At 67.3% G+C, this 25,152-nt stretch carries 26 protein-coding genes; 13 read left to right on the top strand and 13 right to left on the bottom strand.

Annotation, left to right across the window (positions count from 1 at the left end; translation table 11 throughout):
* Window positions 1–2: 2 nt before the first annotated feature.
* Window positions 3–995 (bottom strand): aldo/keto reductase, encoded by a 993-nt coding sequence (locus tag TRAD_RS12015; protein ID WP_013178884.1) that lies wholly within the window; start codon window positions 993–995, stop codon window positions 3–5.
* A gap of 712 nt (window positions 996–1,707) precedes the next feature.
* Between TRAD_RS12015 and tnpA the strand changes: the two genes are divergently transcribed.
* A complete protein-coding gene (tnpA, locus tag TRAD_RS12010) occupies window positions 1,708–2,136 on the top strand; it encodes an IS200/IS605 family transposase (RefSeq protein WP_013177059.1) in 429 nt (142 codons plus the stop codon).
* A 315-nt stretch (window positions 2,137–2,451) separates the two neighbouring features.
* Window positions 2,452–2,916, top strand: coding sequence for a hypothetical protein (locus TRAD_RS12005; RefSeq protein WP_041947280.1), 465 nt, complete (start codon window positions 2,452–2,454; stop codon window positions 2,914–2,916).
* 169 nt (window positions 2,917–3,085) lie between these two features.
* Here TRAD_RS12005 and TRAD_RS16390 read toward each other — a convergent pair whose 3' ends face one another.
* The gene (locus TRAD_RS16390; protein WP_013178882.1) at window positions 3,086–3,223 is read right to left on the bottom strand and encodes a hypothetical protein; all 138 of its coding nucleotides are present in this window, start codon (window positions 3,221–3,223) and stop codon (window positions 3,086–3,088) included.
* Window positions 3,224–3,398: 175 nt separating this feature from the next.
* On the opposite strand from TRAD_RS16390, the gene TRAD_RS12000 reads away from it, so the two are divergent.
* Complete coding sequence (locus tag TRAD_RS12000) at window positions 3,399–5,417, top strand: molybdopterin-containing oxidoreductase family protein (protein WP_013178881.1); 2,019 nt, start codon at window positions 3,399–3,401, stop codon at window positions 5,415–5,417.
* On the opposite strand, the gene TRAD_RS11995 is transcribed toward TRAD_RS12000, so the two are convergent.
* The 5 genes from TRAD_RS11995 to TRAD_RS11975 all read right to left on the bottom strand — a co-directional run bounded on the left by TRAD_RS11995 (window position 5,414) and on the right by TRAD_RS11975 (window position 10,087).
* Window positions 5,414–5,878 carry an NUDIX hydrolase gene (locus TRAD_RS11995; RefSeq protein ID WP_013178880.1) on the bottom strand — a complete coding sequence of 155 codons (465 nt, stop codon included), beginning with the start codon at window positions 5,876–5,878 and terminating at the stop codon, window positions 5,414–5,416. The genes TRAD_RS12000 and TRAD_RS11995 overlap by 4 nt on opposite strands.
* Window positions 5,879–7,213, bottom strand: coding sequence for a tRNA (N6-isopentenyl adenosine(37)-C2)-methylthiotransferase MiaB (miaB, locus tag TRAD_RS11990; RefSeq protein ID WP_013178879.1), 1,335 nt, complete (start codon window positions 7,211–7,213; stop codon window positions 5,879–5,881).
* Between the two features lie 281 nt (window positions 7,214–7,494).
* A complete protein-coding gene (locus TRAD_RS11985; protein ID WP_013178878.1) occupies window positions 7,495–7,848 on the bottom strand; it encodes a P-II family nitrogen regulator in 354 nt (117 codons plus the stop codon).
* 30 nt (window positions 7,849–7,878) lie between these two features.
* Window positions 7,879–9,216, bottom strand: coding sequence for an ammonium transporter (locus TRAD_RS11980; protein WP_013178877.1), 1,338 nt, complete (start codon window positions 9,214–9,216; stop codon window positions 7,879–7,881).
* Window positions 9,217–9,616: 400 nt separating this feature from the next.
* Entirely contained in the window at window positions 9,617–10,087 is a 471-nt protein-coding gene (locus TRAD_RS11975; RefSeq protein WP_041947279.1) for a hypothetical protein, read from the bottom strand.
* Window positions 10,088–10,138: 51 nt separating this feature from the next.
* On the opposite strand from TRAD_RS11975, the gene TRAD_RS11970 reads away from it, so the two are divergent.
* Complete coding sequence (locus tag TRAD_RS11970; protein ID WP_013178875.1) at window positions 10,139–10,474, top strand: MGMT family protein; 336 nt, start codon at window positions 10,139–10,141, stop codon at window positions 10,472–10,474.
* A 51-nt stretch (window positions 10,475–10,525) separates the two neighbouring features.
* Here the strand turns inward: TRAD_RS11970 and TRAD_RS11965 are convergent, their stop codons facing one another.
* Entirely contained in the window at window positions 10,526–11,566 is a 1,041-nt protein-coding gene (locus TRAD_RS11965) for a diacylglycerol/lipid kinase family protein (RefSeq protein WP_013178874.1), read from the bottom strand.
* A 411-nt stretch (window positions 11,567–11,977) separates the two neighbouring features.
* Here TRAD_RS11965 and TRAD_RS11960 point away from each other — a divergent pair, with 411 nt between their 5' ends.
* The 7 genes from TRAD_RS11960 (at window position 11,978) to wrbA (ending at window position 18,384) form a co-directional block, all read left to right on the top strand.
* A complete protein-coding gene (locus TRAD_RS11960) occupies window positions 11,978–13,183 on the top strand; it encodes an NHL repeat-containing protein (RefSeq protein WP_013178873.1) in 1,206 nt (401 codons plus the stop codon).
* A gap of 129 nt (window positions 13,184–13,312) precedes the next feature.
* Window positions 13,313–14,512, top strand: coding sequence for an NHL repeat-containing protein (locus tag TRAD_RS11955; RefSeq protein ID WP_013178872.1), 1,200 nt, complete (start codon window positions 13,313–13,315; stop codon window positions 14,510–14,512).
* 83 nt (window positions 14,513–14,595) lie between these two features.
* Entirely contained in the window at window positions 14,596–15,807 is a 1,212-nt protein-coding gene (locus TRAD_RS11950) for a M20/M25/M40 family metallo-hydrolase (protein ID WP_013178871.1), read from the top strand.
* Window positions 15,804–16,163 carry a hypothetical protein gene (locus TRAD_RS11945; RefSeq protein ID WP_013178870.1) on the top strand — a complete coding sequence of 120 codons (360 nt, stop codon included), beginning with the start codon at window positions 15,804–15,806 and terminating at the stop codon, window positions 16,161–16,163. Before TRAD_RS11950 ends, TRAD_RS11945 begins: the two co-directional genes overlap by 4 nt.
* A gap of 43 nt (window positions 16,164–16,206) precedes the next feature.
* Window positions 16,207–17,127 (top strand): cation diffusion facilitator family transporter, encoded by a 921-nt coding sequence (locus TRAD_RS11940; RefSeq protein ID WP_013178869.1) that lies wholly within the window; start codon window positions 16,207–16,209, stop codon window positions 17,125–17,127.
* Window positions 17,128–17,278: 151 nt separating this feature from the next.
* Window positions 17,279–17,734, top strand: coding sequence for a MarR family winged helix-turn-helix transcriptional regulator (locus TRAD_RS11935; protein ID WP_013178868.1), 456 nt, complete (start codon window positions 17,279–17,281; stop codon window positions 17,732–17,734).
* A 29-nt stretch (window positions 17,735–17,763) separates the two neighbouring features.
* Window positions 17,764–18,384, top strand: coding sequence for an NAD(P)H:quinone oxidoreductase (gene wrbA, locus TRAD_RS11930; RefSeq protein WP_013178867.1), 621 nt, complete (start codon window positions 17,764–17,766; stop codon window positions 18,382–18,384).
* A gap of 199 nt (window positions 18,385–18,583) precedes the next feature.
* Here wrbA and TRAD_RS11925 read toward each other — a convergent pair whose 3' ends face one another.
* Both TRAD_RS11925 and TRAD_RS11920 read right to left on the bottom strand, forming a co-directional pair.
* Window positions 18,584–19,378: an SAM hydrolase/SAM-dependent halogenase family protein gene (locus TRAD_RS11925; protein WP_013178866.1), complete on the bottom strand. Its 795-nt coding sequence runs from the start codon at window positions 19,376–19,378 to the stop codon at window positions 18,584–18,586.
* A 484-nt stretch (window positions 19,379–19,862) separates the two neighbouring features.
* Window positions 19,863–20,399, bottom strand: a complete 537-nt coding sequence (locus TRAD_RS11920; protein WP_013178865.1) for a DNA-3-methyladenine glycosylase — start codon at window positions 20,397–20,399, stop codon at window positions 19,863–19,865.
* An 81-nt stretch (window positions 20,400–20,480) separates the two neighbouring features.
* On the opposite strand from TRAD_RS11920, the gene TRAD_RS11915 reads away from it, so the two are divergent.
* Window positions 20,481–21,047 (top strand): DJ-1/PfpI family protein, encoded by a 567-nt coding sequence (locus tag TRAD_RS11915; protein WP_013178864.1) that lies wholly within the window; start codon window positions 20,481–20,483, stop codon window positions 21,045–21,047.
* 39 nt (window positions 21,048–21,086) lie between these two features.
* On the opposite strand, the gene TRAD_RS11910 is transcribed toward TRAD_RS11915, so the two are convergent.
* Window positions 21,087–22,319 (bottom strand): molybdopterin molybdotransferase MoeA, encoded by a 1,233-nt coding sequence (locus TRAD_RS11910; protein ID WP_013178863.1) that lies wholly within the window; start codon window positions 22,317–22,319, stop codon window positions 21,087–21,089.
* 216 nt (window positions 22,320–22,535) lie between these two features.
* Here TRAD_RS11910 and TRAD_RS16105 point away from each other — a divergent pair, with 216 nt between their 5' ends.
* The gene (locus TRAD_RS16105; protein WP_013178862.1) at window positions 22,536–23,234 is read left to right on the top strand and encodes a thermonuclease family protein; all 699 of its coding nucleotides are present in this window, start codon (window positions 22,536–22,538) and stop codon (window positions 23,232–23,234) included.
* A 277-nt stretch (window positions 23,235–23,511) separates the two neighbouring features.
* On the opposite strand, the gene TRAD_RS11900 is transcribed toward TRAD_RS16105, so the two are convergent.
* Together TRAD_RS11900 and TRAD_RS11895 are read right to left on the bottom strand one after the other, a co-directional pair.
* Window positions 23,512–24,675, bottom strand: coding sequence for a GNAT family N-acetyltransferase (locus TRAD_RS11900; protein WP_013178861.1), 1,164 nt, complete (start codon window positions 24,673–24,675; stop codon window positions 23,512–23,514).
* Window positions 24,672–25,142: an Lrp/AsnC family transcriptional regulator gene (locus TRAD_RS11895; protein ID WP_013178860.1), complete on the bottom strand. Its 471-nt coding sequence runs from the start codon at window positions 25,140–25,142 to the stop codon at window positions 24,672–24,674. Before TRAD_RS11895 ends, TRAD_RS11900 begins: the two co-directional genes overlap by 4 nt.
* Window positions 25,143–25,152: the final 10 nt, after the last annotated feature.

Genomic DNA, 25,152 nt, shown 5'->3' with positions numbered 1-25,152 from the left:
CCCTAGCGCTCCCCGAGGGCGCTGGCGCTCCGCTCCTCGCGCCGGTCGTGAAAGGGCGGCACTTCGGGGGTGAGCGCGGCGATCTCCTCGCGCATGGCCGGCGTCATCGTAAAGTTTGCGGCCGCGAGCGAGGGCTCGAGCTGCTCGGCGCTGCGCGCGCCGACTATCGGCGCCGTGACCGCCGGATGCGACGCCACCCAAGCGACCGCCAGCGTCGCGGGGTGAACGCCGTGCTCCTCGGCGTAGGCGGTAAAGCGCTCGGCGGTCTCGAAGTAGCTCGGCAGCGCGTAGCGCTCGGCGTACATGCGGTTGTCCACCAGCCGACCCCCCTCGGGCCGCCGCCGCACGCCGTACTTGCCGCTCAAAAGGCCGCCCCCCAGCGGGCTATAGGGGATCACGCCCAGCTGTTCGCTCCGAGCCATCGGCAAGAGCTCGACCTCGGCTTGGCGTTTGACGAGGTTGTACATCGGCTGCATCAGCTCGAAGCGGGTCAGGTGCTCGCGCGCCGCGACGCCCTGGGCTTTCATGATCTGCCACGCCGCCCAGTTCGACACCGCCGGGTAGAGGATCAGCCCGCGCCGCACGAGGTCGTGCAGCCCCCTCAGCGTCTCCTCGATGGGGGTGTCGGGGTCAAACTGGTGGACGAAGTAGAAGTCGAGCCGGTCGGTCCCGAGCCGCTTCAGGCTCGCCTCGACGGCGCGCGTCATGTGGCGCCGTGAGAGCCCCCGGGCGTTGGGGTCCTCGCCGGTTCTGCCGAACACCTTGCTGGTGATTACAAGCTCGTCGCGCATCCCCGCGATCAGCCTGCCGAGGATCTCCTCCGCGCGCCCCGCCGCGTAGACGTCCGCGCAGTCGAAGAAGTTGATGCCGGCGGCGAGCGCGCGCCCAAACATCCGCTTCGCCTCCCCTTCGTCGGCGGTGTCGCCGAACGACATGGTCCCCAAGCACAGGCTCGAGACCCTCACCCCGGTGCGTCCTACGGTGCGGTAGTGCATGGCCTAATCTACCCCTATATCCCTACGTCGCGCGCAGCGTACCCCTTTGGCGTTCACACCTTAGGGGCAGAGGGTGAGAAGGGTGACAAAAGTGGAAGTCGCGGCGTAACGATGGCCTCTCACGAACGTCGGCGGCATGTGACGCTCTACCGCTGCTCCCGGCCGTCAAACTAGGCTGGCGCCGACCCGCCTCGAACTGCGGTCGGCCAGGGGCGTTAGCTGGGCGATCATGGCTGCTCTGGTGGTCACCTGCTCGGTCCCAACCGCGCTTGTCCCACGATGCCTCCGCCGTGCTTTGCGCTCGGCAGTCGCTACTAGAGGCGGGCGCAGTGTACCCACGTGTGAAGAAGTCCACTTGGCTGCGAAACTATATTGACAAAAGAGAGGGGGGGTAGAATCGCACTGCCCGATAGTAAATCCTTGTTCGCGTTGAACGACGAGGTGACGCAAGGTGAAAAGGTATTCGGTATTAGCTGCATCCCTGGTTGTAGGTAGTGCCTTAAGCCAGCCTATCGACCTTGATCACTTAGACACGCTCTCCATCTTTTCAGATGCTGCAATGGTTCACCCAGGTGATCTGGTTAGTGGCCGGTGTATGCTTGTATTCACCCTACCTGACAGTTGTGCAGCATGTGACCTCTTTCATTATTCCAAGCGTAAGGTTGAAACCACCGCCTTTAGGCGGTCAGATTTCATCTGCTAGCCTTGGCGGATGGAGTATCGCTATGGCAGCCATACCGTCTTCAACATCGAGTACCACTTTGTGTGGGTCACGAAGTACCGCTACAAGGTGCTGAAAGGGGACATAGCCGAGCGTGTTAGGGAGTTGGTGCGGCAAACCTGCGAGGCGTTCGAGATACGGATTCTGAGCGGAGTGGTGAGTAGCGACCACGTGCATATTCTGGTGAGTGCGCCGCCGACAATGGCGCCGAGTGAGATCATGCGGCGGATCAAAGGGCGAAGTGCGAGCAAGCTATTCGAGGAGTATCCGAAGCTAAAAGCACGTTATTGGGGGCGGCACTTTTGGGCTAGAGGGTACTTCTGTGCGACGGTGGGGCAAGTCACGGAAGAGATGATCAAGAGCTACCTGGAGCATCACTTCGAGCCGACCCGAGAGGACAACTTCAGGACAGAGGACTGACGGGTCTATGACCCGTATCCCGACTTTCAGTCGCTCTTTCAAACCCTCCGACTTTAGTCGGTGGTTGTTTAGTCTTGGATCACAGAAGACCTCGAATCACTCGACAGAGTAATATTGGTAACCAATAGAAATCAGAGTATGCAACTAGAGGACAGTATTAACGTATGGTACGACTCGGCAGACGTGCTAGGAGAATATTTTGACGTTAGGGAGGTGCCAAGTTTATTTTTATTAGACGACGGAATTGTCACTGCACCTGACGTTTGGCCTTTTACCTAGAAGCACTGTTCAAGGAGCCTTTCTAAGATGCAAATTATGCTTAAATCACTCAAGGTTGGTGGGTTGTGGCTACTGTTAGCGCTTGCATACGCGCAGGTGCGGGAGCCCGTGGAGCCTTTTGGCGATCTGCACATCGTTTTGATCAATAGCGAAGAGAGGCTCGAGCTTCACGACGCCGAGATAGGCTATCAAACGGTTTTTACATCGGTGCAGAGCGAGGGTATCTACGCCGTCATCAAGCAAGAGGTCATCTTTGTCCCGTGGACCGATGTACAGAGCCTCGAGTTGTCGGGGACGCAGCCGGCGTACTGGAACATCACGTTGCGCGATGGCAGGATCTTGCCAGACGCCAGCAGCCTGACGGAAGAAGGCATAGCCACTGGCGACCTTAGCATCGTTGGTACGGGCTGGCACGGCGGTCACGAAGTGCGGGGCTTTGGTCCCAACGACGTCGACATCGACCCTGAGACGCGTATCGTCTTCGTACACCAGACTCCATAAGCTGCTCTCGGGGTATCCCGAGTAGAGGCGGCGCCGGACAGAGGGGCGTTTGGACGGGCGCCCCAAGCCGCTAGCTCTCTAAAGAAGCTTGTAGCCCGTGGCTTGTGGTCTACCTACCGGAGGCTGGACGACCTTCGCGGGCACCCCGCCTAGCGAGGTAGCCACTGCGTCAGTGCCCGTGCGGGTCGTGCTCCTCGACCGCTTCGGTGGCGACCGCGTGGCTCGCCAGCACAAAGGCGGCCGCGAGCACGGTGATACCGGAAAAGACGAGAAGGCTGTAGAACGAGATCTGCAAAAGCGTCGCCATAAGGACCTCCGCGCTTGTCGTTGCCCCTTTGCCGAGAAAGTGGTGCTGAGTCCCAGTATAGCTCCGCGGGCTGTTTGCGGGGTGTGCGCCGCCACGCGCATGGGTCCGCCCTACCTTCGTGGCGCTGCGGGGCTCGCGACCGAGCGTGGGCGCGCTTACGGCCTATAGTAAGGGCATGCCTATCCTGCGCTCGGTCTGCCCGCTCGACTGTCCGGACGCCTGCTCGCTGCACATCACCGTCGAAGACGGGGTGATGACGCAGCTAGCGGGCGACCCCGAGCACCCCGTCACCCAGGGTTTCGCCTGCGTCAAGACGCGCCACTACCCCGCGCGGCAAAACCACCCCGAGCGGCTGCGCGTACCCCTAAAGCGCGTCGGCCGCAAAGGGGAGGGGCGCTTTAGACGCGTCTCGTGGGACGAAGCGTTAGATGACATCGCGGCGCGCACGCAGGAGGTCGTGCGCGCTTACGGCGCCGAGAGCGTGCTCCCGTACAACTACGCGGGCACCATGGGGCTCTGCGAGCGCGACCAGCCCCTCGCCTTTTTCCGCGCCATCGGCGCCTCTGAGCTCGAGCAGACGATCTGCGCGACCACGGGGGGCGCGGCGTGGGAGATGAACTACGGCCCCGGCAAGCTCGCCCCCGAGCTCGGCGACGTCGAACACGCGCGGCTCATCCTCCTCTGGGGGATCAACAGCCTGCGCTCGAACTCGCACCTCACCCCCTTTTTAAAGCGGGCTCGAGCGCGGGGCGCCCGGGTGATCCACATCGACCCCTACCGCAACGAGACCTCGCGCTTCGCCGACGAGCACCTGCAGCTCACCCCCGGCACCGACGCGGCCCTGGCGCTCGCTCTGGGGGGCGTGATCCTCGAAGAAGGTCTGGAGGACGCCGCGTACCTGAGCGCCCACGCGAAGGGCCTGGGGGCCTACCGCGCGGCCTGCGCGGCCTGGCCGCCGGAGCGGGCGGCGGCCTTTTGCGGTCTGGGGCCGGGCGGGGCGGCGCGCGTCCGCGAGCTCGCGCGCGCCTTCGCGGCGGCGGGGGCCGCTTTCATCCGGGTCGGCTACGGTATGACGCGCAACGAGGGGGGCGGCAACGCGCTGCGCGCGGTGACGCTCCTGCCCGCGCTCACCGGCGCGTGGCGGCACCGCGGGGGCGGCGCGATGCTCTCGACGAGCGGCAGCTTCGGCCTCAACACGTCGCGCCTGGGCGGCCAGCACCTGCTGAGGCGCGGCGTGCGGCGCGTCAACATGAACCGTCTCGCTTCGGCCCTCGAGCTGACCGAAAACCCTATCAAAGCGCTTTTCGTCTTTAACGCGAACCCGGCGGCGGTCGCCCCCGACTCGAGCCGCGTCCGCGCGGGGCTCGCGCGCGAGGATCTGTTCACCGTCGTGCTCGAGCACTTTCAGACCGACACCGCCGACTACGCCGACTACCTGCTCCCCGCGACCACGTTTTTGGAGCACCCCGACCTCTACACCTCGTACGGGCACCACTACCTCGGGTGGGCGGAGCCGGTGGTGGCGCCCTTGGGCGAGTGCAAGCCGAACACCTGGGTCTTCCGCGAGCTCGCGTCGCGCCTCGGTCTAGCGGACGAAACGCTCTTCTGGGGCGCCGAGGAGGTGGCGCGCGCGCTTTTGGACAGCGAGCACCCGCACCTTCGGGGCATTACGTTCGAGCGCCTCCAACGCGAGCGGAGCGTCAAGCTGGCGCTGCCCCAACCCTACCGGCCGTATGCCGCGGGGAGCAGCTTCGCGGACCGCAAGATCCGCTTCGCCCCCGCACCCGAGCAGCTCGAGTTCGAGGAGCGGCTCTCCGAGCGCTTCCCGCTGCGGCTCATCTCGCCGCCCGGTTCGCACCTGCTAAACACCACCATGGGCAACATCCCGGCGCTCCTCAAAGCGGCGGGCGGTGAACCGCAGGTCGTGATTAACCCGCGCGACGCGGCGCGCTTGGGCGTCCGCCACGGCGAACGCCACCGCGTCGTGAGCGCTCACGGGAGCATCCTCCGCAAGGTCGTGGTGAGCGACGATGCCAAAGAGGGGGTGCTCGTCGCCCTCGGGCAGTGGTGGCCGAAGCTCGCGCCGGACGGCCGCAGCCTTAACGACCTCACCGGCGAGCGCCTGACCGACCTAGGTGGCGGCAGCACCTTCGGCAACGTGCCGGTGCAGGTCGAACCGGTGGAGGCGCCCTAGGGGTTGGCGCCTTCAGAGACCGCCTCGCCGAGCTCGCGGAGCGCCAAGGCCGTCCACTCGCGGATCTCGTCGGTCAGCTCGAGCGCGCTGAGCGCGTCTGCGTCATACCAGCCCAGGGTGGGGTCGCTCGGGAGGAGCGCGCCGCTATAGCCCGCGACGGGCCGCGCGAAGTAGATGAGGTCGATGTGCTCGTGCCCCTCGGCGATGCGCTCGAGCTGCACCCCGCGCGGGCGCACGAGCTGCCGGGGCGGCTCCGTTTGAAGGGCGCGTTCGCCGACGAGCACCACCCGGACCCCGGACTCCTCGAACACCTCGCGCACCGCTGCCTCGTCGGGGAGCTCGTTGGGCTCGAGGTGGCCGCCGCAGGGAAACCAGAGCCCGAGCTTTTTGTGCCGGTGTAGGAGCACGCGGTTGCGCCACACGACAAAGGCGGTGGCGGTAAAGTCGCGGGTCAGGGCCAACTACGACGCCATCATGAGCGGGATGGCCTCGGTGGCAAAACCCGCTACCGTCCCGTAGAGCGTGTGCGGCGTCGCGCTGTCGATGCGCACCTCGTGCAGCCCGAGCGTCCGCACCTGCTCCTTGGGGACGAGCACGGTGTGGTTCTGGTCGCTGTGGCCGACCAGGTACTGCCCGTCAGTGGCGACCTCTTTGACGAGCACGCGCAGGTTGCGCCCGACCCAGCGCGCGTTGCGGCGGTTCGACCAGTACTTCTGCCGCTCGATGAGCCGCCCCAACCGCTCGGTCTTGACCTCCCGCGGCAGGTCTTTAAAGTGCTTGTACGAGGGGGTGCCGGGGCGGGCGGAGTACATAAACATGTAGGCGTGGTCGAAGCCGACCTCGTCGTAAAGCGTCAAGGTGGCCTCAAAGTCCTCCTCGGTCTCGCCGGGGAAGCCCACGATGATGTCGGTCGAGATGACCACGTCGGGGATCTTCGCCTTGATCTCGGCGATGATCTCGAGGTAGCGCGCGCGGCGGTACTCGCGCGCCATACGCCGCAGCACCCGGTCCGAACCCGACTGCACGGGCAGGTGGATGTACTTGCAGACGTTGTCGCACTCGGCCATCGCGTCGATCACGTCCGAGGTGAAGTTCATCGGGTGCGAGGTGGTGAATTTGACCCGGGGGATGCCCGTGGCGGCGACCAGCCGCAGCAGCTCGGCGAACGACGGCAGGTCGGGGCGGCCCAGGCCGTACGAGTTGACGTTCTGGCCCAAGAGGTAGATCTCCTGCACGCCGGCCGCCTGCATCGCCCGCGCCTCGTGCATGATCGACTCGAGCGACCGTGAGACCTCCGGGCCGCGCGTCTGCGGCACGATGCAGTAGGTGCAGTGGTGGTTGCAGCCGCGCATGATGGTCAAAAAGCCGGTCAGGGTGTTTGGCGGGGGTGTGAGGTAGCTGTGCAGGTCGTCTTTGAAGTCGAGGCTCCAGAAGCTCTCGCCGCGCGTCTCGACCGCTTCGATGGCTTTTAAGATGTCGGTGATCGCCCCCGGGCCCACGAGGATATCCACGCCGAACTTTTTGGCGAGCGCTTGGCCCTCCTCGAGCTGCGCGAGACAGCCCATCATCCCGACCGTGAGGTCACGCCCGGCGAGCTTCTGTTTGCGAAACTCGCCGAGCAGCGAGATGACCTTTTCGACGGGTTTGCCGCGCACCGCGCAGGTGTTCAGGATGATGAGCTCCGCGTCGGCGGGGGTGTCGACGATCTGGTGCCCCCCGGCGACGAGTTCGGACAAGATGGTGTGGGTGTCGTACTCGTTCATCTGACACCCGTGGGTGATAACGTGGACCAACATAGCGAAAACTCCCTACAAGCCACCTCAAAAAAGGCTCTTTTGACCCAGAGCGTCTTAGCTTACTCGCTCTGCTCGCAAAACCCATCGGGGCTTTGCCCCCATGGGTTGTTGAGATGACTTCTAGCACACGCCCAAAGTCACGTCTGCCATTGTAGCAGGGGGGGCTGGGGGCGGCGTATCGGGGGCGCGCCCAGGGGGTCTCCGAAAAGGCCCACGGCGCCACAACAACGAGCGAGTGAGACCCACTCGCTCGCAACGCTGCTAGCGCGGCGGTGCTCTCGTCAGGCCCCGACGGGGGTGAGCGCCTCGGTGTCGCGCTCGCCAGTGCGGATGCGCACGACCTGCTCGAGCGGTTGCACGAAGATCTTGCCGTCGCCGACCTCGCCGGTGCGCGCCGCGCCGACGATGGCCTCAATGGTGGGGGCGACGAAGCTCTCGCTCACGGCGATGGTGAGCTGCACTTTTTCGTGAAACTCGACCACGAACTGGCTGCCACGGTACTGCTCGACGATGCCCCCCTGGCCCCCGTGCCCGCTGACGCGGGAGATGGTGATGCCGCGCACGCCGGCCCGAAAGAGCGCCTCTTTGACCTTGGCGAGCTGCCCCGGACGGATAATGGCCGTAATCAGTTTCATGCGTTGACCCCTGGTCCCTCGTACCCCGCGCTAGTCGCCGGCGGGGCTCGCCTGCAGCACGACCGGCGCACCGAGTTGGTCGTTGGCGATGTAACCCTCGATGCCGTGCTCGGCGATGTCGAGCCCTTCGATCTCCTCCTGCGGGGAGACGCGGATGCCGATCAGCGCTTTGAGGATCATGAAGATGAGGTAGCCCGCGACCAGCGCGCCCGCGCTGTAGCTAAGAGTCCCCAACAGCTGCACGCCGAGGTTCGCCGCCGATGGGGCGAAGACGCCGACCGCGAGCGTCCCCCAGATGCCGCAGACGCCGTGCACCGAGATGGCGCCCACCGGGTCGTCGACGCGCAGCCTATCGAAGAGCAGCACGCTAAAGACCACGATAATCCCGGCGACGGCGCCCGTGAGCGCCGCCCAGGCGCCGACGATCACGTCGGGTCCGGCGGTGATGCCAACCAGACCCGCCAGGATGCCGTTAATGGTCATCGAGAAGTCGGGCTTTTTAAAGAGCAGCCACGAGGTGACCATGGCGGCGAGCGCGCCGGCGGCGGCGGCTAAGTTGGTGTTGACGAAGATGTCGGCGACGGCGGTCGCGTCCCCGGTCGAGGCAAAAGCGAGCTGCGACCCGGGGTTGAAGCCGAACCACCCGAGCCAGAGCAGAAAGACCCCGAGCCCAGCCAGTGCCATGTTGTGCCCCGGCATGGCGTTGACCTTACCGCCCGCGTAGCGCCCGAGGCGCGGCCCGATGGCGAGCACCGCGCCGAGGGCGGCAAACCCGCCGACGGCGTGGACGATCGACGACCCGGCGAAGTCGTAAAAGCCCCGGTCGCTGAGCCAGCCGCCCCCCCACTGCCACTGCCCCATAAAGGGGTAGATGAGCGCGGTCATCACCGCCGAAAAGATGAGGTAGGCGCTAAACTTCATCCGCCCCCCGATGGCGCCCGAGACGATGGTCGCGGCGGTCGCGGCGAAGACCATCTGGAAAAAGAAGTCGGCGCTGACGGCGAAGTCGCTCTCGTAGCCCTGCAAAAACCAGAAGATCTGGCCGCCGTCGCGGTACATAAGGCCAAACCCGATCGCCCAGAAGGCGAGGCCGGCGACCGCGAAGTCGGCGATGTTTTTCATAAAGATGTTGACCACGTTTTTGGCGCTGTGCAGCCCCGCCTCGAGCAGCGCGAAGCCCGGTTGCATGAGCGCGACGAGCACCGCGAAAAAGAGCAGAAAAAGGCTTTCCAGCGCGAAGTTGGTCTCGGCGAGCTGCGCCTCGAGCGCCGCTACGGTCTCGGCGAGCGGCGCGTCTTGCGCAAGGGCCGTGCCCAGCAGGGTAAAACCCAGTAGCGAGAAAAGCAGGGTGCTGGAGCGCCTAAACATAGGTTGACCTCCTAGGGATGGGGCCTACCGGCCACCTGCGCTTAGAATAGGCGTGTTTTTACAGGATGTCAAGCATAAGTTTGCAGTTTGCTCACCTCTCGGCGAGCGTTCTGCAGAAAAATTGGGAGTTCGGCGGGCTAGCCTTGGTAAAACCGGTAAAATGCCTAGAAAACAGAGAGCATCTTGCCAAAGCGGTGAATAGCCGGCGCTCTCAGCCGCGGTGCAAAGGCTCACCCTTCCAAAAGGGGTCAGCCGAGCTGCAAGACCCTCGAGCTACGGGTGAGGCGTCGGCGAGGTGCGGGGCGGCGACGTGGTCCTAAAGCGCACGGGGTAAAAGCCAACCGCACCCGAAGCGGGACGAGACGGGATGGTGGGTGAGGTGGAAGGGGCTAAAGCGGCGTTAGGGCACGCGCCCGAAGCGCTCGGTGAGTGCGCGCTGCAACCGGTTTTGCAGGAGGCGCGAGCGCGCGGTGCCCTGCACCGTGACCTGGGTGCGCGGCGGGTCTTCCGAAAGGGGCACGATGAGGATGTTGACGCTGTGCACGTCCGGCGCGGCGCCCGAGCCGATAAACCCGGCCGCTTGCGAGCGCGCCTGGGCGGCGATCAGCCCCGCTTGGCGGTCGCTCGAGGTCACCAGCCAGGGCCCAGACGGCGCGCGCCAGTAGCCGTTGATGCCGCCCGGGTTGTAACCGGGCACGCCGGGGTCTTGCGTGACGAGCTGCAGCGTGGCCGAAAAGACCGCGTCGTAAGGGCCCGCGTAGGTCGTGGGCGGCGTCTGCGCGACGTCGGCGGCGGGGGCGCAGGCGCTAAGCGCGAGGAGCACCCCAAGTAACCTCAACCCAAGAGCCGTCTTTAGCGCGCGCTGCGTCACGGCTACAGTGTACCCTGATGGGCGCTTGCCAGCGCGGTTTAGGATGGAAGGGTGCGAGAGCAGGAGGTGTCAGCAGCCTCGTTTCGGCAACGCGTGTTGGCGCTGGTTGCCCAAGTTCCCGCCGGCTGCGTCGTCACCTACAGCCAGGTGGCGCTCGCGGCGGGGCACCCGGGCGCGGCGCGGCAGGTCGGCGGGGTGCTGCGCGGGCTCTCCCCCCGCGAGGCGGCGGTGGTGCCGTGGCAGCGGGTCGTCAACGCCCGTGGGGGGCTCTCGACCTACAAGGTCGGCGCCGGCGAGCTGCAGCGGGCGCTCCTAGAGGCCGAGGGGGTGCGCTTCGATGCGGCGGGCCGCCTCGACCTCGCGCGCTACCGCCACCTGTTTGCGTGAGCGCCCGTTCACGTAAGCCTTTGGGTGCTGCGCGCCCCGCGTCCGAACCCCTCAGGCGAGCGCTTTGATGGGCGCCTCGGGCGGGGTGGTGGGGTCGTAGGCCTCGGGGACGAGCACCCGCACGCCTTTCGGGACGATCTCGACCTCTAGAGGAGTCTCGCCGAGCGGGTCGCCGTCGATCTGCGTCGGCAAGGGGGGGCGCGCGGTGATGCGCACGCGCTGTCTCGCCTGGTAGTAGCGCAGGTGCCGCGAGCCGCGGTACTCGCGCCGCAGGAGCCGCCAGGCGAGGGCGAGGTTTTCGCGCAACCCCTCGGCGCCGAGCACGATGATGTCGAGCACGCCGTCGTGGTGCCAGATGTCGGGGCCGATGGAGATGTTGGCCTTGTCGATACGGCCGATGTTGACGATCATCGCCGTGTGGCCGCGCACCCGTTTCGTCTTGCCGTCGAGCTCGAGGGTGATCGAGCGGCGTTTGAGGCGAAAGAGCTCCTTGACGCCGACCATGACGTAGGCCATGAACCCGAAGCGGCGTTTGAGCTCGCGCGGCGACTCCTCGATGACGCGCGCGTCAAAGCCCGCGCCGGTGATCAGGGCGAAGTAGCGGTCGTGCTGCGGCAAGTAGCCGACGTCGAGCTCGACCACCTTGGAGGGCGCCTCGAACAGGAGCTCGAGCGCCTCGTCGAGTTGGGGGGAGATCGTGAGCGCCAGGGCGATCTGGCTGGCGGTGCCCGAGGGCAGCTGCGCCAAAGGGATCTTGTTGCCGCTCCGAATAAGCCCCGTGATCGCCTCGACCACGGTGCCGTCGCCGCCGGCGGTGAGCACGACGTCAAAACCCTCCTCGGCGGCGCCGCGCGCCCACCTTTCGGCGTCACCCTCGCCCTCGGTGCGCCGCACCTCGACCGTCACCCCCGCGCGCGCGGCGCGCGTCTCGATGAGCCGCGTCGTCTCATCCGGGTTGTGCTGCCCGGAGACCGGGTTCATGATGACCAAGATGCGGTGATACTTGGCGCCCCCCTCGGTGCGGGGGTGCGACTCGGGGATCGTGACATTTTGGGCAGCGGGCTCGGCTTCAGCGGTAGGGATCTGCGTCATCGGGTCTCCTGACGGGTACGTAAGGAACAGTTTAGGGGATTTTGGGAGCTGGGGGCGTCGGATGTTTTTGTCGACAGCCGTTACGACAGTAAGCAGCGCCTATAGGCGTTTGTCTGTGCGCTGCGCTCCCGATGGGCCCTGACGCGCCTCTTCTCAAACCCCCCCGAACGTTACCCCGAGGTCGGCCGAACGGGTAACGCCCAGGTTATCTCCGAGCGCTAGGGTGAGGTGCGCTGCACCGAGACCGGGGCTTACATAAAGGCTACTTAAGTTTCACTTAAGCTCGCGGGTCTAAGGTACGCACAACGCAAACCTGCTGCAAAGGGGGAAGAGCTGGAAGGGCGAGCCAGCCTAGCAGAGTACGGGTCTTTGAGTTTCTCATATACCTCACGCTTCTCAAAGGAGTTTGCCATGAAGCGCCTACGGTTCTTTTTCTTAGCGCTCTTCACCCTCGCCCTCCTCGCCGCCTGCAGCCAACCCGCGGATCTGCCGACAGCGGAGCTCGAGCCGCAGTTCGGTACGGCTGATGACGACTACGCCTATGAGGTGGCCACCCACCCGAAACACCCCTACGTTTTTGTGGCGGGCACGCGCATGAACGAGGTCGACAGCCCCGACCATTACAGGCGTGGTTTTTTGCGGCGCTACAACCGTGACGGCACGCTGGTGTGGGAGCGTTTGACGCCTCGCGCGCGTTTCGTCCGTGGTGCTGAGATTGGCGGCGTCGGCACCGACGCCGCGGGAAATGTCTACGCCATCTATGCTGGCGACGTTGACCCGGACCCCTTTCAAGATCTTTGGGAGCGCTACCTCGTCAAGTTTGATAAGGATGGTACGCAGCTCTGGCGCAAGATGCTAAGCCCGAGCTCCTACAGTGTTCTTGCTGTCGATGGTGACGGTAGCGTATATGTTGGCTCGAGCGAGGGCGGTGCATGGTTACAAAAGTACACATCAGCTGGCCGGTTGGTCTGGGAGCGCGGCTCTTCATCCAACGCTTGGGTCACGGACGTCGCCCTCTCACCTGCGGGTGACGCTTACGTCCTGATAGACAACCGCTTCAATAGCCCCGAAGGTCCAGGGCACCTCCTCCAGAAGTACAACCCTAACGGTCAGCTGCAGTTCGAGCGCAAGATCTTTTGGCGTTCTGAAGTGCAGGGCATCGCGTTTGGTGGCAACGCCGTTTACGTGGCCTATCGCAGCGACAGCGTCCCCGGTACTCCCATCTACTTGAGGAAGTACAGCAGTGCGGGTACGCTGCTATTCAAGCGTGAGTTTGCAACGAGCATCAACGATGATCTTGGCGTGCGTGGTGTCGCTGCAGATGAGGTTGGCAACGTCTATCTGACTGGTTTCATCACGAGCGGTTACCTAAGCGACCCCAACACCTCCACCGACCTCTTCGTCAACAAATACGCACCTTCGGGCGATCTTTTGTGGCGCTATAACCCCAAACTCCCGAACAGTTCGGAGTTTTCGTCAGGTGTAGCTGCCCGGACGAAGGACGAAATCTACGTCGTCGGTGCTACCGACGGCAAGGTCAACGGTAAGAATTTCGGCGGCTACGACGCCTTCCTGATGCGCCTCGACGGCGCTGGCAAACGGGTCTGGTCGCGCTAACGCATGACGTGCGCCTTGGGGCCTAAACCCTCGGGGCGCACGAGCAGGTCAAGTCACCGCCCGGAGTCGGGCCGTGTACGCAATCGTACGCAATCAGTCGTTACATGATCTTCAGGCAAGGAGCTACGTATGACGCTTAGACGCTTGTTTCTTCTGCTCTCCACCCTTACCTTTCTCGCCGCCTGCAATCAGAGCACCGACCTGCCCGCAGCGGAGCTCGAGGCGCAGTTCGGCACCCCGTTAAACGACTCCGCAGAGGCCGTTGCGACGGACCCGAGACGGGGCGCGGTGTATGTTGCGGGCGTTGATTCTGCCGATCTGACATACCCTTACGAGAGCGGCGGCAACATCTTCTTGCGCCGCTACAACCGAGATGGAACGCTTGTTTGGCGAAAGCGCCTGGTCTCAACACCCGGGCTGGGTCTTTCCGTCGCTGGTCTTCACACCGACGCTTCCGGTAATGTCTACGTGGGTTGGTCGCTCTTCTCCGACAATGGCTCTGAGGGTGCCGCTCTGCAGAAGTTCGACCCCTCGGGCAAGCAACGCTACCGGGTCGACATCGTTGACGGTCTTCGTGATTTTGAGCTCGACGCTGCGGGCAACGCTTACGTGTCCGGTCTTAATGACCACGACGGCACTATAGATCGTCAGCGTCAGTTTGTGCGTAAGTACGACGCCCGGGGGGTACTGGTGTGGGCTCGAGAACGCGTTTACGACGACTACGGAGAGCCGTCTGGCGTTGAGGTACCTACGCCGCAGACGCTCAGTCCGGCGGTTGACGGCTCCCTTTACGTCACAGGTGTCCTCGACGGTCCTGTGCTCACCAAATATAGCCGCACGGGACACGTTCTCTGGCAGCGGACGTTGCCACGCGCCTTCTCACACGCTACTGTGGCGTCTGTCGCCAACGACGTGTACCTAGTCAACCTGGGCCGCGCTGCAGGTCAGGGCGGTAGAGTCCCAGTCCTCAAGTACGACGCGAGCGGCAAACGCGTTTTGAACAGCGCGTTTCCATCGACCGAAGCTGTGAACCCACGGGCCTTCCGCGCCGACGCTGCTGGCGACCTCTACCTCGCCGGTGATCTTGTGCGCAGCAGTGACACCGACCTTTTCGTACGCAAGTACACCCCAGCTCTTCAAACTGTCTGGACCTATACACCGAGGCTCAAGGGCACTCGGGAGTACGCTAGCGAGGTTGCCCTTACGGATAGCAGCTCGGTGTTCGTGGTGGGTGCAACAGACGGCAAGGTCAACGGGAAGAATTTCGGTGAGCTCGACGCCTTCTTGCTCCGCCTCGACAGTCAAGGCAAACGGGTCTGGTCGCGCTAACGTAAGCGCCCCCAAAAGCCCCGGCACCCCGCCGGGGCTTTCTGCTGCCCCAAGCTCCCGCGAGGCGCGCCGTATACTGGGCCATGACGAGAGCCTCTCAAGACCTTAGACCGGCGCTCGCGGGTGAGGTCGCGCTCACCCAGCGCCTGGTTCAGGCGTTTAGCCCTTCGGGCCGCGAGCGCCCCGCCGCCGAGGTGCTGCTCGGCGCCTTTCGCGAGCTGGGGTTCGACGAAGCGTTTCTCGACGGCGCGGGCAACGCCGTCGGGGTGCTGCGCTGCGGTCCGGCCGGGGGCGCGGGGAAGACGGTGATGCTAAACGGGCACCTCGACACGGTGCCCCTAGGCGACGAGGCCAAGTGGCCCTACCCGCCGCTCTCGGGGGAGGTCGTCGGCGAGGGGGAGGCGGCGCGGCTCTGGGGGCGCGGGGCGTGCGACATGAAAGCGGCGCTGGCGTGTATGGCCTACGCGGCGCGCGACGTCGCGGACGAGGTGCGCGGCACGATCCTCGTCACCGGGGCTGTGCAGGAGGAGGTCGGCGGTTTGGGGGCGCGCTTTCTCGGTGAGACGCAGCGCGCGGACGTGGTGATCCTGGGCGAGCCGAGCAAGCTCAAGCTGATGCTCGGGCACCGCGGCCGCGTCGAGGTCGAGGTGAGCTTGCCGGGCCGCATCGCCCACGCCGCGCGGGGGGAGCTGGGGGACAACGCGCTCTACAAGGCGGGGGCGCTGCTAAGCCGCCTACGCGACCTTAAGCTCCCCACCGGCGGCCCCCTGGGCGGGTCGTCGCTGACGCCGACCTCGCTCGTCTCGCACCCCTTAAACGGCAAAAACGTCGTGCCGGGGCGGGCGGTCGTGACCATCGACTACCGCAACCTCCCCGAGGACCCCCCCGAAGCGGTCTTGGCGCGGCTGCAGGCGCTCGAGCCGGAGGCCGAGCTGGCGGTCCCCCTCGAGGAGGCGGTGAGCGAGAGCGGCGCGGTGCGCTACACCTTCCCGCGGATCGTGCCGCCTTATCTCGCCCCCAAGGATCACCCGCAGGTCGCGCGGGCGCGGGAGGTGCTCCGGGCGACCCTGGCGGCCGAGGGGTACCCCTTCGCCGAGGATGGTTGGTGGTTCGGCACCGACGCGCCGCACTTAGCGAGGTGCGCTGAGGGCGCGGGCGGGGTCGTTATCGGCTTCGGACCTGGCGAGGAGGAGCTCGCGCACACCACCCAGGAGAGCGTGCCCTTAGCGCACCTGCGCGTCGCGCGTCGGGGTTACGCCGCGCTGCTACGCGCCTTTCTCGCGGAGGGGGCGTGACGGGCGTGACGGCCAAAGGCGAAACCGTGCGCCTCAATGGTGACCTCTGGACGGTCGTAGACGTCGCCCCCGCCGAACCGCTCGCGGAGATGGTGGCGACCATCCTCGAGGAGGAGGGGTTTGTCGTGCTCGTGCGCGGCGCGGCGCCCTTTGCCGATGTGCTCTCGTCTCTAGGCGGGGTGAGCGGCGAGACGACCCTCGTGCTCGTCCCTGAGGCGCAGGCCGAGGCCGCCCTGGCGCTCATCGCCGAGACCGTCACCGACTACGAGGGCGAGGAGCTCGAGGCGCTGCTCGCCGAGTTAGAGGGCGACGTAAAAGGCGGTTTGGGCGACGACCTTGGCGAGGACGAGGTGTGAGGGCGGCAGAGGGGCTGCGCGGGGGCAAAGGGGTGCGAGGCCGGTGACCGACTCCAGGCAAGGGGCGTGGTTCAGCTTCGCCTTGGCCATCGTCGTGCTCGCGCTTAAGGGGGGCGCTTTCGCCCTTACGGGCTCCGTCGCGCTCCTCTCGGACGCCGCCGAGTCGCTCGTCAACGTGGTAGCGGCGGTGATGGTGCTCGCGGCGGTGCGCGTCGCGCGCCTGCCGCCCGACTACCGGCACCCTTACGGCCACCACAAGGTCGAGTACCTCTCCTCGGCGTTCGAGGGGGGGCTCATCCTGCTCGCGGCGGCGGCCATCTTGGCGAGCGCGGTGCCCAGGCTCGTGACGCCGCAACCGCTCGAAAACCCGCTCGCCGGCACCCTGGTCGCGGTCGCCGCGATCGCCCTTAATGGCGGCGGCGCCCTGCTCGTGGGGCGCGTCGCAGAGCGCACGGGCTCGGCCGCGCTGGCGGCGAACGCGCGGCACCTCTGGACGGACGTCTGGACCTCGGTGGGCGTCGTGCTCGGGGTGCTCCTCGTCGCCCTGACGGGGTGGTTGCGGCTCGACCCCGCCATCGCCGCCTTGGTGGCGCTCAACATCGTCCGCGAGGGGTGGCTCGTGCTGCGCGGGTCGTTCTCGTCGCTTTTAGACGCGCGGCTGCCCGACGACGAGGAGCGGCTGATCCTCGAGGTGCTCGACGCCCACCCCCAGGTGCTCGGTTACCACCGGCTGCGCTCGAGGCGCTCGGGGAGCGGTCGGTTCGCCGAGGTCGACGTCTTTGTCCCGCCGGAGATGACCGTGGGTGAGGCGCACGAGCTCGTGAGCGGGCTCGAGGCGCGCCTCCGAAAGTGCTTGCCGGGGTTGGTCACCACTATCCACGTCGAACCCTTTGTAGCTGGCGTGCGCGAGGGGACGCGCTCGCCCCGTGAGGAGTTCCGCGCCTCCCCCCACCGCAAGGCGTAGCGCCTAGCGACCGTGGTGATCTAGACCGGCCACGGCGGCCGTGCGCTGGGACGCGCGCAGGTGCGTGCGGCAGCCGGCGAGGGGGGCTTGCGCTCAGCGTGAGCTCGCCCACACTGAGCGCGACAGTTTAGTTCTAAAGTGTTTGCAGCCGATGCTCGAGACCGCCCCCGCAACCCCCTCGCAGAACGCCACCTTCCGCCAGCCGGCGGTGCTGGCCTGGTTGCGGATGCTGCGCTTTGTGAGCCGCACGCAGCGCCTGAGCGCCGAGCGCTTGCGGGGCTGGGGGGTGTCGCTGGCGCAGTTCGACGTGATCGCGCAGGTCGGCGCCGACGAGGGGATGACGCAAGGGCGGCTCGCCGAGCGCCTGCTGACCACGCAGGGCAACGTCTGTCAGCTTCTGCAGGGCCTTGAAAAACGCGGCCTCATCGAGCGGCGCCCTCAAGGCCGGACCAAGCAGCTTTTCCTCAGCGCCGCGGGCAGGGCGCTCTTTCACGACCTGGTGCCGGCGCACGAGGCGTGGCTACCGGAGCGCTTCGCCGCGCTCACCCCCGACGAGCAGGGGGAGCTCTCGCGGCTTTTGCGCAAGCTCGAGCGCAGTCAACGTTGACCCTTCACCCCCTAGCAAAGGAGACCAGCATGTCCAAACCCAAAGTCGCCGTCATCTACTACAGCACCTACGGGACCAACTACCAGATGGCCGAAGTCGCGGCCGAAGCGGCGCGCGAGGCGGGGGCCGAGGTGCGCCTTTTGAGGGTGCGTGAGACCGCCCCGCAAGAGGTCGTGAACAGCCAAGACGCGTGGCGCGCGCAGCAGGAGGCGACGGCGCACCTCCCCGAGGCGACGCCCGCGGACCTCGAGTGGGCGGACGCGTACCTGTTTAGCACCCCGACCCGCTTCGGCGGCGCCGCCAGCCAGATGCGGGCCTTTATCGACACGCTGGGGGGGCTCTGGGGGCAGGGTAAGCTCGCCGACAAAGCGGTGACCGCGATGACGAGCGCCCAAAACCCCAACGGCGGCCAGGAGACGACGCTGCAAAACCTCTACATCACCTTTATGCACTGGGGATCGATCATCGTCCCGCCGGGTTACACCGACCCGGCCGTCTTCGCCGCCGGCGGCAACCCCTACGGCGTGAGCGTCACGGCGAGCGGTGAGCCCCTGAGTGACGCGGACAAGGCGGCGATCCGGCACCAAGCGCGGCGGCTCGTAGCGGTCGCGAGCAGGCTCATCGGCAGCGCTCAGGGCGTCGCTGCCTAGACCTCATCTCGGTCGTCTCGACCGAGAGCGTCTCCTCTCACCCGCCCAGCGCGCACCCTCGGCGGGTTCTACCCGCCAAGGGTTTGAGGGTGGCTTCTCGTCCAGGTCGTTCGAGCAAGGTCCGCTCTCAGGTTTGTCCGACGCCGCTAGGGCGCTGCGGGCATCAGGCCAAGTTAGAGGGCGTAGAAGCGGACAGCCGCTAGGGGCTTTTGGGTTCGATCTCGATAGCGCTGCCGACGTCCGGACGGCCAAAGTGCTCCCAAGCGCTGCCGCCGCGCAAAAAGAGCTCCATCCAGCGGACCGCACCGTGAGCGAGGCGCCAACCGCTGCTCCCCGGCGCGAACGCCAGGTGACCGGGTGCGACGTTAAAGCTCCCATCGCTCGCCACCGCCTCGCGCTCGACCTCGCCGACGCGCACCCGCACCCGCGCGCCCGCCGGGAGCGAGGTGGTGCGCGCGGCGATGGTCGTCTTTAGGTTGCCGTACCCGTCGACGTAGGCGACGCAGCTAGGTGGCGGGTCGGGGACGTCTCCCGGACGGAGCGCATCCCCCAGCGCGTCGGGTTCGCCCAGGGCGATGGCGGCGACGGCGCGCGGAAAGAGGTCGCGCGAGCGAAACTGCGAACCCGCAGCGGGGACAGAGGCCCAGCGCAGCTCGAGGGCGGCGTCGCGCACGAACGAAAAGGTGTAACCAGCATTGACGCCGACGACCCGGACGCCCGTGGGCAGGCGGGCAAAGGCGAGCCGCTCACCGGCGTTGTCGGGCCGCGCAGCTACCTCGTCTCGGCGCGGCGCGACGTTGTGGTAGATCAAGGTGCCCGGCGGGGCGTCGTTTAACCCGAGCTGCGCGAGGCAAAAGCCAGCGGCGAGGGTCGCAAAGGGCGGTACGGGGGTGAGGACCGCTTCCGCGTCCGGCAGGTAGCATTTAAGGCGCTGCACCACCTCGGCGAACGCGAGGTCGCCCAGTCCGTAGTCGGCGATCAGGTGTACGAGCATCGAGTCCCCCCGAAGAGTTTAGCCGTTTGCGCGGCCCTCCGTCGCGGCGTGTGGGTAGCGGCACCCCACCTGCTCCTTTTGGTGTCTGGAAGCGGTGTGTTTCGCGCCGCGACGGAGTGGTTCTCGGCGTCAGGTGCTCTACGGGATGTACGAGCTCCTCAACGTCGTCCCCGACCCTACACCCCCGGCCCGAACCTAGAGGCGCTGCGCGGAAACGCTGGTGTCTTGCTGGCGCTCGCGACCATCGCCTTTGACGACCGCGACGCCGCCACCGAGGCGATCAACCCGCGCGTGGTGATCCCCATGCACCACGTTCACCCGCGCGGTTGGCTCAAGTCGAGCCGGTCGAGACGTTGTTGTCACGCTACCCAGGCGAGATGATCGCGCGCGTGGGGGGGCCGAGCTTGGCGCTGACCCCCGAAACGCTCCCGGCAGAGCGGCACATCTACGTCCTCGAGCCGTCGCGTTAGAGGCTTGATCCGCCTCAGCGCCTCGAGACGAACGGGCTGTCGGCGTCGTAAAAGCGCAGCGGCGCGTCCCTCCAGGTGCCGGCGTAGTCCACACCGATGCGGGGCGCTCTCACCACGCGCGTGGGCGGCGTGCCCGCTGTGATCGTCAGGGGGGGCGCGCACAGGTCGTGGCGGTTGTGTGCGCGGGTGACGCCGAGGGCGCGGGTGAGCTTGCCGGGGCCGTCGGTCTTACCCTTTAGCGCGCCCGAGAGCGGCTCCGCGGCCCGGATGAGCACCGCTTGCGCGTCCCCCTCGGGGCCGGTGACGACGTTGAGGAGCTCGTACATCCCGTAGATCAGGTAGATGTAGGCGCGCCCCGGGGGGCCGAACATCACCTCGGTGCGCGGCGTGCGGCCCTTTGAAGCGTGCGACGCGAGGTCGTGCGGCCCCACGTACGCTTCGGTCTCGACGATGCGGACGCGTTTGTCCTCGAAGGTGAGCGTCGCGCCGAGGAGGGCTCTAGCGACGACCTCGGCGTTCGGGAGGTAAAAGGTGCGGGGGAGGGGGGTCACGGTCCGAGCTTACGACGCCGGGGCGCGGCGACCGTACGCGGGGCGCCCCCACGCCCTCGCTGAACTGGGTAAAGTCTTCACATGAATATCGCCGTGCTCCTCTACAACGAGGTTTCCGAGCTCGACGCCTTCGGACCCTTTGGCGTCCTCGCGGCGGCCCAGGGGGCGCTCGCCGAGGACGCCATGAACCTCTACACCGTAGCGCGCTCGCGCATGTCGGTGCTCACCGCCGGCGGCCTCGTCGTGACGCCGCACTGGGCGTTTATGAGCGCGCCCGCGCCGGACGTGCTGCTCGTCCCGGGGGGGGCGGTCGACACAGTCAAACGCGACCGCGCGGTGATGGGCTATCTGGGCGAACACGCGCCCAACGTTCGGTTCCTTTTGGGGATCGGGTCGGGGGCCTTTTTGCTGGGCGAGCTCGGGTTGGTGCGCGACCAACGCGCGACCGCCTGGGCAGGCGCCTTGGAGCGGCTGCGCGACTACGAAGCGGGGGAGATCCTGGCGTCGGGGGTGGCCAAAAACGCCGGGGGGCGCTGGTTTGTCGGTGGGGGCGCGTCGGCGCTCGCGGGGGGGCTCGAGCTCGCCCGGGAACTCTTCGGCGAGGCGGCCGTGCGGGCGGCGGCCGAGCGGCTCGAGCTTCAGCTCTAAGCCGCCTACGGCTGCGCCGCACCGTCAACCGCTAGCGAGCTAGAGCATGATGAGCTCGAGCCGCTCCCCCGCAAGGATGTCGGTGTGAGGCGGCACCACCGCGAGCGCGTCGGCGACGAGCAGCGAGCGCAGCACCCCCGAACTCTGGTTGCCGGTGCTGCGCGCGCGGTAGCCCCCGTTCTCAAAGGTGAGCGTCGCCCTGGCGAAGGTCTCTTTGAAACCAGAGCCCCTAAAGGGCGTTTCGGCGACCCCCGTGACGCGCGCGTCGTAGGGCAGCCGCGAGAGGCTGCCGAGGGCGCGCTGCAGCCACGCGCGGCCCAAAAGCTCGAAGACGACGAGGCTCGACACCGGGTTGCCCGGCAGCCCCAGGACCGGCAGCTCGCCGTAGTGCCCGAACAAGGCGGGGCCGCCCGGTTTCATGGCGACTTTCCAGAAGTGCACCCGGCCCCGCTCGAAGAGGAGGTCGCGCACGAGGTCGTAGCGTCCCATCGAGACGCCGCCGGAGGTGAGCAGCAAGTCGAGCTCGAGGCGGCCGAGCGCGGCCTCTAACGCCCCGAGGTCGTCGCGGACGTGCGGCAGCAGCACCGCCTCGCCGCCCGCGCGCGCGACGAGGGCGGCGAGCGCGTAGCCGTTGGCGTTGTAGACCTGCCCCTCGCGGATGGGCCGGCCCGGTTCGACGACCTCATCGCCCGTCGCGAGAATGCCGACCTTGGGCTTTTGGACCACGGGCAGCTCGGCGTAACCCATCGCCGCGGCGACCCCGAGCGCCGCCGGGGAGAGCTTTTGGCCGCGCTTTAAGTACACCTCGCCCGCTCTGAGGTCCTGCGCTCTGGGGCGGACGTCGTCGCCGCTGGCGGGTTTGGTCAGGGCGACCTCGCCGCCGAGCGCTCGGGTAAACTCCACGCCGATGATCGCGTCGGCGCCTCTAGGCAGCGGCGCGCCCGTGTAGATGCCGACCGCCTCGCCGGGGCCGACGGTACCGTCGAAGACGCTGCCCGCGGGTACGTCGCCGACGAGCCTGAGCGTCACCGGCGCGTCCGCGCTCGCGCCCAGCGTGTCCGCCGCGCGGCAGGCGTAGCCGTCTAAGGCCGAGTTGTCGCAGCTCGGGTGGTCGACGCGGCTGGCGAGGTCCTCCGCGAGGACCCTGTCGGCCGCCGCAGTGAGGGGCACGGTCTCGGCGCCCAGCGTCGGGGCGTGCGTTTGCAAGACGGCGATGGCCTCGCGCACGCTGATCTGGCTGCGAAACGAACCCTTGGGGTGCGGTGCGCTCATCGTTGCATGGTAGCAACTCGCAGCGCGGCGCACCCCGAGGTGGGTGCTACCGAGGTGGGTGCTACGTCTACAGCGCCAACCCGTCTATACTGACGGACATGGTGCAGCTTCACCCCCGTTTCGGTGCCGGGGCGCCTCAGCGCCCCGGCTGGTTCGACCCTCCCCGCCAGCGGCGCAGCGCCCGAGACCCGTCGCCGGGGCTCGAGGGGGTGGGCGGTGCCCGGTAGCCCCCAGCGCGGCCGACGCACCCCGCAAGGCCGCCGCACCTCACAGGGCCGCCGCACCGTCAGCCCGCTGCTGGCCCTTTTGGTGCTCGTCGCAGTCGGTGCGGCGACGCTTTTCGGCGAGCGGGTGCCGGTTTTGGGCGACCTCGCAGCCTACTTGAGTGAGCTTGTCGGCGCGGGGCCGCAGGTCGAGGGGCTCATGGGGCCCGCCGAGGTCGTCCGCGTCTCCGACGGCGACACGGTGCGCATCTCCCTCGACGGTCAGGAGGAGAACGTGCGGCTTATCGGGGTCGACACCCCCGAAAAGCACCGCGGCGCCAAGCTGACGCGCGACGCCGAGAGCTCGCCGCTGAGCGCGGACGAGATTCAGGCGCTCGGGGAGCAGGCGAGCGCCTTTACCGAGCGTCTGCTCGCCGGCGGTGAGGTCTACGTCCAACCCGGGACGCGCGAGCGCGACCGCTACGGGCGGCTGTTGGCCTACCTCTACGTGCGCGACCCGGAAGGTGCGTGGGAGGTTGGCGGCGAGCGCTTTACCCAGGTCAACTTGGAGCTCGTCCGCGCGGGTTGGGCCGACCCCCTGACGATCCCGCCGAACGTCGAGTTCGCCGACGAGTACGTGGCCGCCGCGCGGGAGGCGCGCGCGGCGGGTCGGGGGATGTGGGCGCAGGGGTGGGTGGCGCTCGCCGAGTAGGGCGGCGCGCTCTACGGCTTCCTTCCAGAGGGTGCGTGCAGTCGGTGCGCTGGTGTGAAAAGGTGGCTGGCCCGGTGCTGTCCACTAGCCCTCGACCGTCGTGCGCCATGCCGTCTAGCTTCAGACTAGCGTCCAGCGAGCGCGTCGCCTGGCCTGTGGACCACGAGCCACAGGCCACAAACTACAGGCCACAAACTACAGGCCACGAACCACGGGCTACCTACCCCGCCAAAACGGTCGTGGCGGAAGCTGCGGACGAGGCAACAGCACCTCCGTGCTAGAAAAAGTCGGCGACGGGCATAAAGGGGCGGTGCTCGCCCGCGAGCGCAGCGAGCGCGCGGGCCGCCCTCAGGTCACCCCGCACGGCGCCCGTCCGCGCCGCCGCCGAAGCGCTCAGCGCGCCGGAGACGAGCTGCGCCAGCGTCGCGACGTCGAGGGTGAGGTCGGGCAGGGCGGCGGTCGGGGTGAGCGCCACCTCGGGGCCGAGCTCAACGCCAAAGGTGCGGGCGTTCCACGGACAAAATGCGTCCTCGACGCGGAGGACAAAGCGCGTGGAGTGCGGGCTCGAAAACGCCGCGAGCGCCCGCGGCACGTCCACGAGGCGCGCCTGCAGGGGTGGCAGGGCGCCCGTGCCGTAGGGTTGCAGCTCGAGCAGCAGGGGGTCGTCGTCGGCGAGCTGCACGCGCACCCAGCGCACCTGACCGTGAAACGACCCGATAAAGCGCCAGAGCGCGTCGTAACCCGCCGGGCTGCGGTAGGCGTAGTCGTGGACGGTGAGCGTCTGCTCGCCCTCCGCTTCGGTCAGCTCGAGCACGCAGTAGGCGTCTTCGAGGAGGTAGCTAAAGCGCGGCGCCTCGAGGAGGCGCGGCCAACTGGCGCGCGCGGCCTCGGCGCGCCCCCCGCGGACGAGCGCGAAGGTGTAAGACGCGGCCCACGCGGCGTAGATCTCCGCTAGCTGGGGCGCGGCCTCGGCGCCGACGCGGCGCGCCCCCGCGGGGGCGGCCCCGCGGTAGAGCCGCTCGCTGGGGACCTTGAGCGCGGCGCCACTCGGCACGCTCGCGAAGCCGTAGCGGGCGTAGAAGCGGCTGTCGAAGGGGTACTCGAGGCACCACCCCACGCCGGCGCGCTGCAGCTCCGCGAGAAGCCGCGCGAGGAGCTTCCGGACCCCGCCGCGGCGGCGGTGTTCGGGAGCGCTGAGAACGGCTGCGAGCCCGCCGACCGGGACGCGCGCGCCCGCCACGAACGCCTCGAACGGGTACATCACGGCGGCGCTCGCGAGCGCTTCGCCGACGAAGTGGCCCCAGGTGTAGGGGAGGCGCGCGAGGTGCCGCGCGCGGGTCTCAGGGTCGTCGACCGTCGCGCGGTCGAGAAAGGCGATCTGCCGGATGGCGAGGAGCTGTTCGAGCTCCCTTTCGCGCAGCGGGCGGACGGCGTCGCTCACGCGCTCGGCGCCTCGTCGTTAAAAGGCAGGTACATGGGGCGCTCGACGCTCGTGCGCAGGACCATCGTGGTCTCCGTGCGTTCGACCCCGTCGAGGACCCAGAGCCGGTCTAAAAAGGCGTCGAGCGCCTCGGGGGTGGTGACGCGCACCTTGGCGATGTAACCGTACGGACCGGCGACCGCGTGCAGCTCCTCGATCTCGGGGAGCGTGCTCAGGGTCTCGACGAGGTTGGCGCCGGGGTTGCGCGGCTGCGGCGCGATGGAGACGAAGGCGCAGATGCCGAGCCCCAACGCTTCGGGGCTGAGCACCGCGCGGTAGCCGGTGATCACCCCGGCCTGCTCGAGCTTGCGGATGCGTTCGCCCACGGCGGGCGCGGACAACCCGACCGCTTTGGCGATCCGCGCGTGGCTCGCGCGCCCCTGTTCGCGCAGGATGCGCAGGATCTGTTGGTCGACCGAATCGAACATCGCCCCATTG

Source organism: Truepera radiovictrix DSM 17093, from assembly GCF_000092425.1.
Lineage (GTDB): Bacteria > Deinococcota > Deinococci > Deinococcales > Trueperaceae > Truepera > Truepera radiovictrix.
Note: the sequence above shows the minus strand (reverse complement) of the source record. Positions and strands in the feature narration are given on the sequence as shown.